This is a genomic window from Clostridium sp. CMCC3677, from assembly GCF_023845585.1.
GTDB classification, from domain to species: Bacteria; Bacillota; Clostridia; order Clostridiales; family Clostridiaceae; genus Clostridium; species Clostridium aquiflavi.
In genome coordinates, this window is record NZ_JAMQHS010000002.1 from 119875 (window position 1) to 133057 (window position 13183).

14 protein-coding genes are annotated in these 13183 nt (G+C 30.0%); 13 read left to right on the top strand and 1 reads right to left on the bottom strand.

Annotated features, from left to right (window positions below; translation table 11 throughout):
• The first annotated feature begins 16 nt into the window (after positions 1 to 16).
• The 13 genes from cas2 (at position 17) to NG901_RS02645 (ending at position 12056) form a co-directional block, all read left to right on the top strand.
• Complete coding sequence (gene cas2, locus NG901_RS02585; protein WP_252212189.1) at positions 17 to 307, top strand: CRISPR-associated endonuclease Cas2; 291 nt, start codon at positions 17 to 19, stop codon at positions 305 to 307.
• A gap of 335 nt (positions 308 to 642) precedes the next feature.
• Positions 643 to 1881 carry a sensor histidine kinase gene (locus tag NG901_RS02590; protein ID WP_252212423.1) on the top strand — a complete coding sequence of 413 codons (1239 nt, stop codon included), beginning with the start codon at positions 643 to 645 and terminating at the stop codon, positions 1879 to 1881.
• A 14-nt stretch (positions 1882 to 1895) separates the two neighbouring features.
• Positions 1896 to 2645 carry a response regulator transcription factor gene (locus NG901_RS02595; protein ID WP_252212190.1) on the top strand — a complete coding sequence of 250 codons (750 nt, stop codon included), beginning with the start codon at positions 1896 to 1898 and terminating at the stop codon, positions 2643 to 2645.
• A gap of 296 nt (positions 2646 to 2941) precedes the next feature.
• The gene (locus tag NG901_RS02600; RefSeq protein WP_252212191.1) at positions 2942 to 4606 is read left to right on the top strand and encodes a propanediol/glycerol family dehydratase large subunit; all 1665 of its coding nucleotides are present in this window, start codon (positions 2942 to 2944) and stop codon (positions 4604 to 4606) included.
• Positions 4607 to 4623: 17 nt separating this feature from the next.
• Entirely contained in the window at positions 4624 to 5199 is a 576-nt protein-coding gene (locus NG901_RS02605; protein WP_252212192.1) for a propanediol/glycerol family dehydratase medium subunit, read from the top strand.
• Between the two features lie 21 nt (positions 5200 to 5220).
• Positions 5221 to 5643 carry a diol dehydratase small subunit gene (locus NG901_RS02610; RefSeq protein WP_252212193.1) on the top strand — a complete coding sequence of 141 codons (423 nt, stop codon included), beginning with the start codon at positions 5221 to 5223 and terminating at the stop codon, positions 5641 to 5643.
• Positions 5644 to 5670: 27 nt separating this feature from the next.
• The gene (locus NG901_RS02615; protein ID WP_252212194.1) at positions 5671 to 7509 is read left to right on the top strand and encodes a diol dehydratase reactivase subunit alpha; all 1839 of its coding nucleotides are present in this window, start codon (positions 5671 to 5673) and stop codon (positions 7507 to 7509) included.
• Entirely contained in the window at positions 7509 to 7868 is a 360-nt protein-coding gene (locus NG901_RS02620) for a glycerol dehydratase reactivase beta/small subunit family protein (RefSeq protein ID WP_252212195.1), read from the top strand. Before NG901_RS02615 ends, NG901_RS02620 begins: the two co-directional genes overlap by 1 nt.
• A gap of 21 nt (positions 7869 to 7889) precedes the next feature.
• Positions 7890 to 8402, top strand: a complete 513-nt coding sequence (locus NG901_RS02625) for a cob(I)yrinic acid a,c-diamide adenosyltransferase (protein WP_252212196.1) — start codon at positions 7890 to 7892, stop codon at positions 8400 to 8402.
• Positions 8403 to 8419: 17 nt separating this feature from the next.
• Positions 8420 to 8845, top strand: a complete 426-nt coding sequence (locus NG901_RS02630) for a GlcG/HbpS family heme-binding protein (RefSeq protein ID WP_252212197.1) — start codon at positions 8420 to 8422, stop codon at positions 8843 to 8845.
• 88 nt (positions 8846 to 8933) lie between these two features.
• Positions 8934 to 10091 carry an iron-containing alcohol dehydrogenase gene (locus NG901_RS02635; RefSeq protein ID WP_252212198.1) on the top strand — a complete coding sequence of 386 codons (1158 nt, stop codon included), beginning with the start codon at positions 8934 to 8936 and terminating at the stop codon, positions 10089 to 10091.
• 133 nt (positions 10092 to 10224) lie between these two features.
• Positions 10225 to 10935: an MIP/aquaporin family protein gene (locus tag NG901_RS02640; protein WP_252212199.1), complete on the top strand. Its 711-nt coding sequence runs from the start codon at positions 10225 to 10227 to the stop codon at positions 10933 to 10935.
• Positions 10936 to 11687: 752 nt separating this feature from the next.
• Positions 11688 to 12056 (top strand): hypothetical protein, encoded by a 369-nt coding sequence (locus NG901_RS02645; RefSeq protein WP_252212200.1) that lies wholly within the window; start codon positions 11688 to 11690, stop codon positions 12054 to 12056.
• A gap of 184 nt (positions 12057 to 12240) precedes the next feature.
• Here NG901_RS02645 and NG901_RS02650 read toward each other — a convergent pair whose 3' ends face one another.
• A complete protein-coding gene (locus tag NG901_RS02650) occupies positions 12241 to 13140 on the bottom strand; it encodes a LysR family transcriptional regulator (RefSeq protein ID WP_252212201.1) in 900 nt (299 codons plus the stop codon).
• Positions 13141 to 13183 lie beyond the last annotated feature (43 nt).

Sequence of the window (13183 nt, forward strand, 5' to 3'; positions counted from 1 at the left end):
ATATGGAGGATTTTTAATGAGTAAAATTAGTAATTATAATTATGCTTTTGTTTTTTATGATGTAAATGAAAAACGTGTAAATAAAGTATTTAAAGTATGTAAAAAATACCTATCACATTTTCAAAAATCTGTATTTAGAGGAGAAATGTCTCCATCTAAATTAATAAGGTTCAAAAAAGATATAAACTCAGTAATAGATAAAAGTGAAGATTTTATTTGTATAATAAAATTAATGAATGACAATGTTTTTGGAGAAGAAATACTAGGGGAAACTTCAAATGCAACAGGCGAAGATTTAATAATATAAGATAGAAAAAGCATTAAAAAATACTATATTTTTACCAGGTGATTATTCAAAAAGACTCGCATCCCGTGAAACTGGCTTTGCTAGGAAATGGTATAAAATCTATAAAAAGAAAATAAGAATTTTATAAATTTGTTATTAAAATATTACTGGAAATTTTGTTTTGCAGTAATATTTTTTTGTTTTTAGTAGAGTTTTAAAAAAATTTAATCACTCAGGGATAAAAATTGTATTGAAAAATCTTTTTTACAACAATATAATGATATTAAACAAAAAATAACAATTAATTAAGAAACTAGCTATTAAAACACCGAAAATGTAGAAAGGAAGGGAGACAACTGAAGGAATTATTGAACTTAAATGATATTTTAGACATAGAAGTATTTCAAAAAATACAAGATGATATAGCTGAAGCTACAGAAATGTCAATAATTACTGTGGATTACAAAGGTAAGCCAGCTACAAAACATAGTAAATGTAGTGACTTTTGTAAATTTATGAGATCTAGCAAATCTTATTTTGAATTATGTGAGAGATGTGATTCAAGAGGGGGACTAGAGGCCCTTAGAATTGAAAAACCATACATATATAAATGTCATAAAGGATTAGTTGATTTTGCTACACCTATAATAATAAATGGTCAACATTTGGGTTCGGTTATGGCAGGGCAAGTTCTGATAGATGATGAAGATATAGATTTAGAGGAAATAGTGGCAATAAAAAATGATTTTAATGACTTAAGTAAAACTGATAGGGAAGAAGTTTTAAACCTTTACAAAGAATTGCCAAGAGTTAGTTTTAGTAAAATACAATCAGTTGCTCAAATGATGTTTCATATAAGTAATTATATTGTTGAAGAGGCTGTGCTAAAAATGGCACAAAAAGAGCTAAATGAAAAAAATATGAAATTTATAGAAGCAAAAAAAGCTAAAGTAGAGCTTGAAAAAGAATTTAAGTCTTGTCAATTAAAAGCATTGCAATCTCAAATAAATCCTCATTTTTTATTTAATGTTTTAAATAGTATTTCATCACTTGCAATAATAGAAGAGGCTCCAAAAACTCAAGAAGTTATTTATGATTTATCTAAAATGCTAAGATATACATTAAAAAAAGCTAACAAGATAGTTACTCTGGAAGAAGAGTTAGACTATATAACAGCATATTTAAATCTTCAAAAAGTTAGATTTGTAGATAGGCTAAATTATGATATTAATATAAAATCAGAGTTTAAAAATATTAAAATACCATTTATGGTTGTTCAGGTATTTGTTGAAAATTCAGTGGTTCATGGATTAGAAACTAAGGAAAGTGGAGGTTGTATAAAAATTTATACAGAAGAAAATAATGCTCATTTGAATATATACATAGAAGACAATGGAACGGGTATATCAAGACAAAAACTTAATGAAATAAGAGAACAATTAAGTTTTAAATTTGATAATAACATAGATAAAATAGGTATAAATAATGCAAATAAGAGAATGGGCTATTGCTATGGTGAAGATTATGAGATACATATAGATAGTAAGATAAGAAATGGTACAGTAATAAAGATTACTATACCAAAAGAAGTATGATTAGGAGTTTTATAATGCTTAAAATAATGATAGTAGATGATGAAGCACTAGAAAGACAAGCGTTAAAAATGGTTATTGGTAATACAGAATACGCAAATGTTATAGCAGAAGCTAGTAATGGAAGGGAAGCTATTGAGTTTAATAAAAAATTTAATCCAGATGTAATAATAATGGATGTAAAGATGCCTGGAATAGATGGAATAAAGGCTTCTCAAATAATAAAAGAAGAATACCCTAATAAAATTATAATAATGGTTACTGCTTATGATGATTTTGAACTTATGCGTAAAGCATTGGTTTTAGGGGTCAATGATTATATATTGAAGCCATTTAAACCTGATGAAATTTCAGCAATAATGAAAGAGCTATTCGTTAATTTAAAAATTAACGAAGATTGCGAAGAAGAAATAAATAAAGATACAATAATTTTTTCGGAAAGTGAATCTATTATTAATCCATCTATAGAATATATAGAAAAAAGTTTAAATGAAAATATAACTTTAGAAAAAATGGCTAATTTATGTAATTTAAGTACTTGTTATTTTAGTAAACTCTTCAAAAGAGAAATGGGAGTAAATTTCACGGTTTACGTTAATGAAAAGAAAGTTGGAAAAGCAAAGGAAATGCTCGAAAATACAAATACGCCAATTTTAAATATATCATTAGATTTGGGATTTGAAGATTGCGGATATTTTATTAGAGTTTTTAAAAAATATGAAGGAATTACTCCTAAAAAATATAGAGAAATTATTAAAACAAAATAGATTGTTAAAAAATATAATGAATATTATTAAGTTTTTACTATATTCATAAAAAAATAGTCCTATAACTTTAAGGTTTAGGACTATTTTTTTATAGTTAAAGGTTTCAAAAAAGAAAGTGAGCAAAAAAATGACATTTTAAAACTAAAAAGTTAACAATAAAATGCAAGAAAAAAGCAAAAAAATGCAATGAGTTTTGTCAGAAAATTTAGTACAATCAAATCATGATAAAAAAATAACAAAGCAAACATAACTTAAAGTCAAAATATAAAATGTTATGTTCAGGGGAGGAAATGCAAGTGAAATCAAAAAGATTCCAGGTTTTAGCTAAGCGTCCTGTAAATCAAGATGGTCTTATTGGAGAATGGCCAGAAGAAGGGTTAGTAGCAATGAATAGCGCTAACGATCCAAAATCTTCAATAAAAATTGAAAATGGAACAGTAGTAGAGCTAGATAACAAAAAAAGAGAAGACTTTGATATGATAGATAGATTTATAGCTGACTATGCAATCAATTTAGAAAATGCAGAAAAAGCTATGAGTTTAGATTCAGTAGAAATAGCAAGAAAACTTGTAGATATAAATGTTAGTAGAGATGAGATAGTTGACATAACAACATCTATAACTCCAGCTAAGGTAGTAGAAGTTGTGTCACACATGAATGTTGTTGAAATGATGATGGCTCTTCAAAAAATGAGAGCAAGAAAAACACCTTCAAATCAATGTCACGTTACAAACTTAAAAGATAACCCAGTTCAAATTGCAGCAGATGCAGCAGAAGCAGGGATAAGAGGATTTTCAGAACAAGAAACTACAGTTGGTATAGTTAGATATGCTCCATTTAATGCATTAGCTATATTAATAGGTTCACAAGTAGGTCGTGGAGGAGTTTTAACTCAATGTTCAGTTGAAGAAGCTACAGAACTTGACCTTGGTATGAGAGGACTTACAAGTTATGCAGAAACAGTTTCAGTATATGGAACTGAAGCAGTATTTACAGATGGAGATGATACTCCATGGTCAAAGGCATTCTTAGCATCAGCTTATGCTTCAAGAGGTCTTAAAATGAGATATACATCAGGTACAGGTTCAGAAGCATTAATGGGATATTCAGAAGGAAAATCAATGCTTTACCTAGAGTCAAGATGTATATATATAACTAAGGGTGCTGGAGTTCAAGGACTTCAAAATGGTGCAGTTAGTTGTATAGGTATGACAGGAGCAGTTCCATCAGGAATAAGAGCAGTACTTGCTGAAAACTTAATAGCAGCAATGCTTGATATAGAAGTTGCGTCAGCAAATGACCAAACTTTCTCACATTCAGATATAAGAAGAACAGCAAGAACATTAATGCAAATGCTACCAGGAACAGACTTCATATTCTCAGGATATAGTGCAGTTCCAAACTATGATAACATGTTTGCAGGTTCAAACTTTGATGCTGAAGACTTTGATGATTACAACGTTCTTCAAAGAGACTTAATGGTAGATGGTGGATTAAGACCAGTATCAGAAGAAGAAACAATTGCAATTAGAAATAAAGCAGCAAAAGCAATACAAGCAGTATTTAGAGAATTAGGCTTCCCTGCTATAACCGATGAAGAAGTTGAAGCAGCAACTTATGCTCATGGAAGTAAAGATATGCCTGAAAGAAATATAGTTGAAGACTTAAAGGCAGCAGAAGAAATGCTTAAGAAGAGAGTAAGTGGATTAGATATAGTTAAAGCATTAAGCACTGGTGGATTTGATGATGTTGCAGGTAACATATTAAACATGCTTAAGCAAAGAGTAACTGGAGACTATTTACAAACATCAGCTATATTAGATAATGATTTTGATGTTATAAGTGCAGTTAATGATAAAAATGACTATATGGGACCAGGAACTGGTTATAGAATTAGTCCAGAGAGATGGGAAGAAATAAAGAACATCCCTAACGTAATAAAACCAGAAGATATAGAGTAAGGGTAGAGGTGAGCAATATGGAAAATACAACAAATCAATATGTTATACCAAAGCTTCAGCTTACTGAAGTAGGAGAAGCAAAAGTTGGAACTAAGGTAGATGAAGTTGTTATAGGATTAGCACCAGCTTTCCTTAAGTTTCAAAGCAAGACATTAGTTAATGTATCACACAATGATATATTAACAGAAATTATAGCTGGAATAGAAGAAGAAGGACTAAAGGCTCGTGTTGTTAGAGTAATAAGAACATCTGACGTTTCATTTATATCAAATGATGCAGCAAAACTAAGTGGATCAGGAATAGGTATAGGAATACAATCAAAAGGAACAACAGTTATCCATCAAAAAGATTTACTTCCTTTAAATAACTTAGAATTATTCCCACAAGCACCACTATTAACACTAGAAACTTATAGATTAATAGGAAAGAATGCAGCAAAATATGCTAAGGGAGAATCACCAACACCAGTTCCTACAAAGAATGATCAAATGGTTAGACCTAAGTTTATGGCAATAGCTGCCCTATTTCACATAAAAGAAACTAAACATGTAGAAATTGGAGCAAAACCAATAGAAATTGAAGTTAAATTTTAATTTGAAGGGAGAATAACTTTTATGGAACAAAGAAAAATGAATCCACAAGATTATCCTTTGGCTACAAAAAGACCTGAAAGCATAAAGACACCAACAGGAAAAAATCTACAAGATATAACTCTAGAGAATGTATTAAAAGGAGATATTAAAGCAGAAGACGTTAGAATATCACCAGAAACTTTAGAAATGCAAGCTCAAATTGCTGAAGGTATGAAGAGAGATGCTATAGCTAGAAACTTTAGAAGAGCAGCAGAACTTATAAAAGTTCCAGATGATAGAATTCTTGAAATATATAATGCATTAAGACCAAATCGTTCAACAAAAGAAGAACTTTTTGCAATAGCTGAAGAACTTGAAACAGTTTATGGAGCAAAAGTTAATGCTGATTTCGTAAGAGAAGCTATTGAAGTTTATGAGGCAAGACAAAAGTTAAGACAAGAATAATTGGCTTTGAATTAAGGAGGAAATTTAATGAAAATAATTGCAGGTGTAGACATTGGTAATGCTACAACGGAAGTGGCGTTATCAAAGGTTGAAAATGGAAACGTAGAGTTTCTTTCAAGTGGCATAGTTCCAACAACAGGAATAAAAGGCACTGAAGAAAACATAGATGGAGTATTTTCCTCTTTAAAAGGAGCTTTAAAAAAAGTAAATTTAGAACTTAAAGATTTGAACTTGGTTAGAATCAATGAAGCAGCCCCTGTTATAGGTGATGTTGCTATGGAAACTATTACTGAAACTATAATAACAGAATCTACAATGATTGGACATAATCCATCTACTCCAGGTGGTGTAGGTACTGGAATAGGAAAAACTATATATATTGAAGATTTAGACAACTTAGAAGTAGATAAAATTGAAGAAAATCAATTTATTCCGTTAATTTTAAATAGAGTTAACTTCTTAGAGGCTGCAGCTAGAATTAATGCTGCAACTCAAAGAGGTATAAACATAACATCAGCAATAGTTCAAAGAGATGATGGAGTTCTAATTAATAATAGATTAGAAAAGAAAATACCTATAGTAGATGAAGTAATGTTTTTAGAAAAAGTTCCAGTAGGAATGAAAGCTGCAGTAGAGGTTGCTGCACAAGGTGATGTTGTTGAAACTTTATCTAATCCATACGGTATTGCTACAGTGTTTAATTTAACATCAGAAGAAACAAAAATGATAGTACCAATATCTAGAGCTTTAATAGGAAATAGATCTGCAGTAGTAATAAAAACACCTAAAGGTGATGTTCAAGAAAAAAGTATACCTGCAGGTAAAATCCATATAAATGGATTAAAAAGAAAAGAAGTTGTAGATGTAGAGCATGGTGCAGAAAAAATAATGGATGCAGTTAACTTATGTGTTCCAATTCAAGATGTTAAAGGCGAAGCTGGTACAAATGCTGGTGGAATGTTAGAAAGAGTAAGACAAGTAATGGCAAATCTTACAAAGCAAAAAATATCAGATATCACAATTCAAGACTTATTAGCAGTTGATACTTTTATACCTCAAATGGTAAAAGGTGGTCTTGCAGCAGAATTCTCAATGGAAAATGCAGTAGGAATAGCTGCTATGGTTAAAGCTGATAAACTTCAAATGCAGATGATTGCAGATAAATTACAAGGACAATTAAATGTTCCTGTTGAAGTTGGCGGAGTAGAAGCTGATATGGCTATAAGAGGAGCATTAACAACTCCAGGGAGTAGTACACCACTTGCAATCTTAGATATGGGAGCAGGATCTACTGATGCATCAATAATAAATAAGCAAGGAGAAATTTGTTCAATCCATTTGGCTGGAGCAGGTAACATGGTAACTATGCTTATAAAGTCAGAACTTGGATTAGAGGATTTCAATTTAGCTGAAGATATTAAAAAACATCCATTAGCAAAGGTAGAAAGCTTATTCCATATAAGACATGAAGATGGAACAGTAGAGTTTTTCGAAAAGCCATTAGAACCAGAAGTTTTTGCTAAGGTTGTAATCTTAAAAGATGGAATGCTTGTGCCAATAGATGGACAAAATTCTTTAGAAAAAATTAGGAACATAAGAAAATGTGCTAAAGAAAAGGTGTTTGTAACTAACTGCTTAAGAGCATTAAAAATAGTATCACCTACAGGAAATATAAGAGACATTGAATTTGTTGTATTAGTAGGTGGATCTTCATTAGATTTCGAAGTTCCTCAAGTAGTAACTAATGCTTTATCACAATATGGAGTAGTAGCTGGAAGAGGAAATATCAGAGGAACAGAAGGTCCAAGAAATGCTGTAGCTACAGGACTTGTATTAGCTTTTAATGGAAATGGAGAAATTAAGTAATGATGATGAGACATTTTAAATATGACATGCCAACCATATGTCTTTATCATTGTTCAACATTAGAAGACTTAACTATATTCAATGAAATTTTATGGGGATTAGAAGAAGAAGGAATACCTTGTAAGGTATCAAGTAAAGAAGATTCCTTAAGTTCAGAAGAGCTTAGTCATATAGCTTCACAAGATTCAAAATTAGCAGTAGGTATAGGTATCGATAAAAGTGGAAAAGTAACATTAACTTTAAATAAACTTAAAAAATATGAACCGTTGTTTACTGTTAGTCTAGATGATGGTGATAAAGTTTTAAGAGCTTTAGGAGCTAATGCAGGAAGATTAGTTAAGGGAATTGCTTTTAAGTAGAGTATAAGGAGTAGTTGTATTATGAAAATTTATACTAAAACAGGTGATAAAGGAACTACCGCTTTATATGGTGGCAGTAGAGTAGATAAAGATAGTTTAAGAGTTGAAGCATATGGAACTGTTGATGAAGTTATTTCATTCATTGGCTTAGCTTATGCTGAGAGTGAAGATAAAGAAGAAAAAAATGCACTCCAAGAAATACAAAAGAAATTATTTGTATTAGGTGCAGAACTTGCTAGTGATGAAAAGGGATTAACATATTTAAAAGAAGTAATAACAGATGAAGATATAGAAAAACTAGAAGTTCTAATAGATAAATATATGGAGCTTGCAGGACCTTTTAATGGATTTGTAACTCCAGGAAAAAATAAAATATCAGCAGCTTTACATGTAGCAAGAACTGTAACTAGAAGAGCAGAAAGAATAATTGCTACACTTAGTAAAGAGGAACATGTTAATGAGCCAGTTAAAATGTATATAAATAGACTATCAGACGTTTTATATGCATTTGCTAGATATAATGAAGAAAAATAGTTTAGGGGGATTAATTTATGAAAAAGTTAAATGAAATAAAACAATTAAGCTTAGAAATAGTAAAAGAAATGGCTAAAGCAGCAGAAGAAAAAGCAGCTAGCATGAATGTACCAGTAATTTTTGCAGCAGTAGATGCTGGAGCAAACTTAATGTTAATGCACAGAATGGAAGATGCTTTCATAACAAGCATTGACATAGCAATAAACAAAGCTTATACAGCAGCATGTTTAAAGCAAGGAAGCCATGGAATAGCTGAATGTGTACAACCAGGACAAAGTCTTTATGGACTTCAACTTACAAACAATTGCAGAATAGTTCCATTTGGCGGTGGACTACCAATAATAGTTGATGGTCAAGTTGTAGGAGCTGTTGGAGTAAGTGGTGGAACTGTAGAAGAAGATATGGCTATAGCTCAAGCTGCAGTAGATGCTTTTAACAAGTAAAAATATCTATAGTATTAACAATGCAAATATATTTTAAATTAATATATAAAAGATTAAATATATGATTAACTAATAGGAGGAATTTACAATGAGAATGTACGATTATTTAGTACCAAGTGTTAACTTTATGGGAGCTGGATGTGTAAAATTAGTAGGAGAAAGATGTCAAATATTAGGCGGAAAAAAAGCTCTAATAGTAACAGATAAATTTTTAAGAAGCATGGAAGGTGGAGCAGTAGAATTAACTGTTAAATCATTACAAGAAGCTGGAATAGAAGTTGCATATTATGATGCAGTTGAACCAAATCCAAAAGATACTAATGTTGCTGATGGATTAAAAATATTCCAAGAAGAAAAATGTGATATGATAGTTACAGTTGGAGGCGGAAGTGCTCATGACTGTGGTAAAGGTATTGGTATAGTTGCTACTCATGAAGGAGATCTTTATGAATATGCTGGAATAGAAACTTTAACTAAAGCTCTTCCACCAATAGTTGCAGTTAACACTACAGCTGGAACAGCAAGTGAAGTTACAAGACACTGTGTTATAACTAACACTAAAACTAAAGTTAAATATGTTATAGTTAGCTGGAGAAACTTACCATTAGCTTCATTCAACGATCCAGAATTAATGGTTAAAAAACCTGCAGGTTTAACAGCTGCTACAGGAATGGATGCATTAACTCATGCTATCGAAGCTTATGTATCAAAAGATGCAAACCCTGTAACTGATGCTGCTGCTATACAAGCAATAAAATTAATATCAAACAACTTAAGACAAGCAGTTGCTTTAGGTGAAAACTTAGTAGCAAGAGAAAACATGGCATACGGTTCATTATTAGCTGGTATGGCATTCAACAATGCTAACTTAGGATATGTTCATGCTATGGCTCACCAACTAGGTGGATTATACGACATGCCACATGGAGTAGCTAATGCTATGCTTCTTCCACATGTTGAAAAATACAACTTAATCTCAAACCCACAAAAATTTGCTGATATAGCAGAATTCATGGGAGAAAACATACAAGGATTATCAGTTATGGAAGCAGCAGAAAAAGCTATAGATGCTATGTTCAGACTTTCAACTGATATCGGAATTCCTACAAGCTTAAAAGAAATGGGAATAAAAGAAGAAGATTTCGAATACATGGCTGAAATGGCATTAAAAGATGGTAATGCATTCAGTAACCCAAGAAAAGGAAACGAAAAAGATATAGTTGCAATATTTAAAGCTGCATTTTAAGATAATTAAAAAGTAGATAATACATAACTATTATGAGAACCCCTTTACTTTTAAAGGGGTTCTTTAAATGAAATTATATAAATTCATAAGATAAATTAATAGAAAAACATAAGATTTTAGGAGGACTAATATAATGAACATGGCAACATTTTTTGCAGAAATGTTTGGAACTTTAATATTAGTATTATTAGGAGATGCTGTTGTAGCTAACGTAATACTTAAGAAAACAAAGGGTCAAAATTCAGGATGGATGGTTATATCAAGCGGATGGGCTGTAGCTGTTGCAATTCCAGTATATATGTTTGGAAATATTAGTGGAGCGCATTTTAACCCTGCAGTTACAATAGCATTAGCTACTGTTGGAAAATTTGCATGGGCTGATGTTCCAATGTATATAGCAGCACAACTTATAGGAGCATTTATAGGAGCAGCTTTAGTTCTTGTTTCTTACTATAATCATTTTCAAGAAACTGAAGATCAAGCTACAAAATTAGGAGTGTTTTGTACAGCTCCAGAAATAAGAAAACCTGTATTCAACTTTATAACTGAGTTTGTAGGAACATTCATATTAATTTTTGCAATAATGGGAGCAACAGCTCAACCATTTGTAAGTGGAACTCAGCCAGTAGCTATAGGTGTAATAATATTAGCAATGGGATTATGTTTAGGTGGTCCAACAGGATATGCTATAAACCCAGCTAGAGATTTAGCACCAAGACTTGCTCACTTTTTATTGCCAGTACCAAATAAAGGTACTTCAGATTGGGGCTATGCATGGATACCAGTAGTAGCACCAATATTAGGAGCAATAGCAGGAGCTTTAATTTACGTAAGTATATTCTAAGATTAGTGTATTTTTAAAATAAGATCTATCTTAGCAAAGTGTTCATGTATACATAAGTAAAGTGAACTGAGTAATTGAACTTAACTTATTGAATATACGAATACATATTTAGTACAGAGCTTAAAAATTAATATGAGATACGAATGAGAGTCTATGTAATGTAGGCTCTTATTCTTTTATAATTAAATATTCACAGGAAATAAAATACACAAAAGAATAATCAAATTGAAGAATTTTATAAGATGATAAATGATGTAGATAACATTTTCAAATCACTTGGTAAAATTTTTGTAATGTGTTACTATTACTGTATTAGAAGAAGGAAGGTGCATACATTGAAAAAAACATAAGTGTAGGATTATCAGATTTTAAAGAATTAATAGAAAATGATAATTACTTTGTAGATAAGAAAAAATATTATGATATATTGAGTAAAAGTGCTTCATTTACAGATACTTGTGATGGAGTTAATTTTTTGATTAAATGTATGCATAAGCATTATGATAATAGAGTTATGTTATTTATAGATGAATATGATGTGCCGATCCAAGAAGGATATTTAAAAGGTTATTATGAAATAGAAGTATAAGAAATTTCATTAAAATAATAAAAAGAGGTGTATCTAATATAAATAAAATTCTTATTTTAAATCATGATAATATTTTTATAAGTGAAATAGTTAATAGAGCTTTAGCAGATTATTTAAATAATTATTTGTAGAATTTAAGAAAATATAGAAAGTGAGAAAGGAAATGCCAGTATGGATTCAATTTCAAGTAGTACTTTTTCTAGTTTTGACAGGAATGTCTTTTGTTACACCTAAGAAAGTTTTTGAAGGGATAATAATATTAGCAATTATATTTACAACAATAGCTGTATTTACAAAATTCTTACTTATTATTCAGTTTTTAAATATTGGTTTATGTTATAAAATAGGAATGAGCATTATCAATGGTAGAAATAAAATATTTGATGTATATGAAGAAGAAATTAAAATAAATAAATATCAAATGTTTATGAGAAATCATCCTATCGTACTTGCGATTTCAAACGTAGCAATATTAATGATTGTAAGTATAATAGTTACTGCTATTGGTATTTTTTTAAATAACATTGTATAAGAAATATTACAATATTTAAGAAATATAGATAACATAACAAAATAATAGTAAAATTATAGACAAGTTAAAAAATAAATAAAAAAAGTCCTTCATCATATTTCAAAGACGGCAATCAATCTTACTATAAGTGAGTCTATTTATAATACCATTATTTATAGTATCTAAAAAAAGGAGTTAATCTAGATTAATTAAAAATATTTTTATCAAACATTTCTATAAAATTACGTGAAATATTTGATAGAGGTTTATTTTTAGTCCATATTAATCTTAAATATGACTCAATTGATGGTTCTATTATCTTTTTTATTTTTAGATTAACATTGGGTAAGATATTAGAAGCTGTAAGTGGTAAAATAGAAATTCCAATTCCAGCTTCGGCCCAACTTAAAGATGTAATAATATCATCATTTTTACATATTATCTGTGGTTCAAAGCCTGCTTTATTACAAGCACTTTTTATAACATCATCGTATCTTCGATTAATTATTAATGGCTTATCTTTTAATTCTTTAATGAGAATAGTGTTACTTTCTATGGAATCATAGAATTTAGATTTTGCAATTGTAACAAAATAGTCATTTAAGTTATTTTCAAGATTATCTTTAATTACAAATGAATTATATAGTGATAGATTAAATGGTTCTCTCACAAATCCAACATCAATTAGTCCATTATTTAATAGTTCCATTATTTTAAAACTATTGCCCTCATATATTTCATAATCTATTTTAGGATGTTGTTTACAAAATTCCTTTATTTTTTGTGGCAAAATATTAATCCCTGAAGAACAAACTGTTCCTATACCTAGTGTTCCTTCTATTCCATCATTAAAATTCTTTATTTCATTAACAGTTGATTTATACAACTCAAGGAGTTGTGAAGATTTATTTTGAAGCAAAATACCAGCATCTGTTAATTCTAAACTTCTACTCGTTCTATTGAACAATGTTACTCCAAGTTCTTCTTCTAGTAATTTAAGCTGTTTGCTTAAAGGGGGTTGAGAAATATTAAGTTTTTTAGCTGCTGCTGTTATATGACCTTCTTCAGCTATGGTTAAAAAATATCTAAGCTGTCTTATATCCATTATCATTCACCTATCTATTCATATCTTTTAAGTATAGATCTAT

What these genes read in the sequence shown, in the direction of transcription:
- cas2 (WP_252212189.1), top strand. Translation starts at nt 17, where the DNA reads ATGAGTAAAATTAGTAATTATAATTATGCTTTTGTTTTTTATGATGTA.
- NG901_RS02595 (WP_252212190.1), top strand. Translation starts at nt 1,896, where the DNA reads ATGCTTAAAATAATGATAGTAGATGATGAAGCACTAGAAAGACAAGCG.
- NG901_RS02605 (WP_252212192.1), top strand. Translation starts at nt 4,624, where the DNA reads ATGGAAAATACAACAAATCAATATGTTATACCAAAGCTTCAGCTTACT.
- NG901_RS02610 (WP_252212193.1), top strand. Translation starts at nt 5,221, where the DNA reads ATGGAACAAAGAAAAATGAATCCACAAGATTATCCTTTGGCTACAAAA.
- NG901_RS02615 (WP_252212194.1), top strand. Translation starts at nt 5,671, where the DNA reads ATGAAAATAATTGCAGGTGTAGACATTGGTAATGCTACAACGGAAGTG.
- NG901_RS02620 (WP_252212195.1), top strand. Translation starts at nt 7,509, where the DNA reads ATGATGATGAGACATTTTAAATATGACATGCCAACCATATGTCTTTAT.
- NG901_RS02625 (WP_252212196.1), top strand. Translation starts at nt 7,890, where the DNA reads ATGAAAATTTATACTAAAACAGGTGATAAAGGAACTACCGCTTTATAT.
- NG901_RS02630 (WP_252212197.1), top strand. Translation starts at nt 8,420, where the DNA reads ATGAAAAAGTTAAATGAAATAAAACAATTAAGCTTAGAAATAGTAAAA.
- NG901_RS02635 (WP_252212198.1), top strand. Translation starts at nt 8,934, where the DNA reads ATGAGAATGTACGATTATTTAGTACCAAGTGTTAACTTTATGGGAGCT.
- NG901_RS02640 (WP_252212199.1), top strand. Translation starts at nt 10,225, where the DNA reads ATGAACATGGCAACATTTTTTGCAGAAATGTTTGGAACTTTAATATTA.
- NG901_RS02645 (WP_252212200.1), top strand. Translation starts at nt 11,688, where the DNA reads ATGCCAGTATGGATTCAATTTCAAGTAGTACTTTTTCTAGTTTTGACA.
- NG901_RS02650 (WP_252212201.1), bottom strand. Translation starts at nt 13,140, where the DNA reads ATGGATATAAGACAGCTTAGATATTTTTTAACCATAGCTGAAGAAGGT.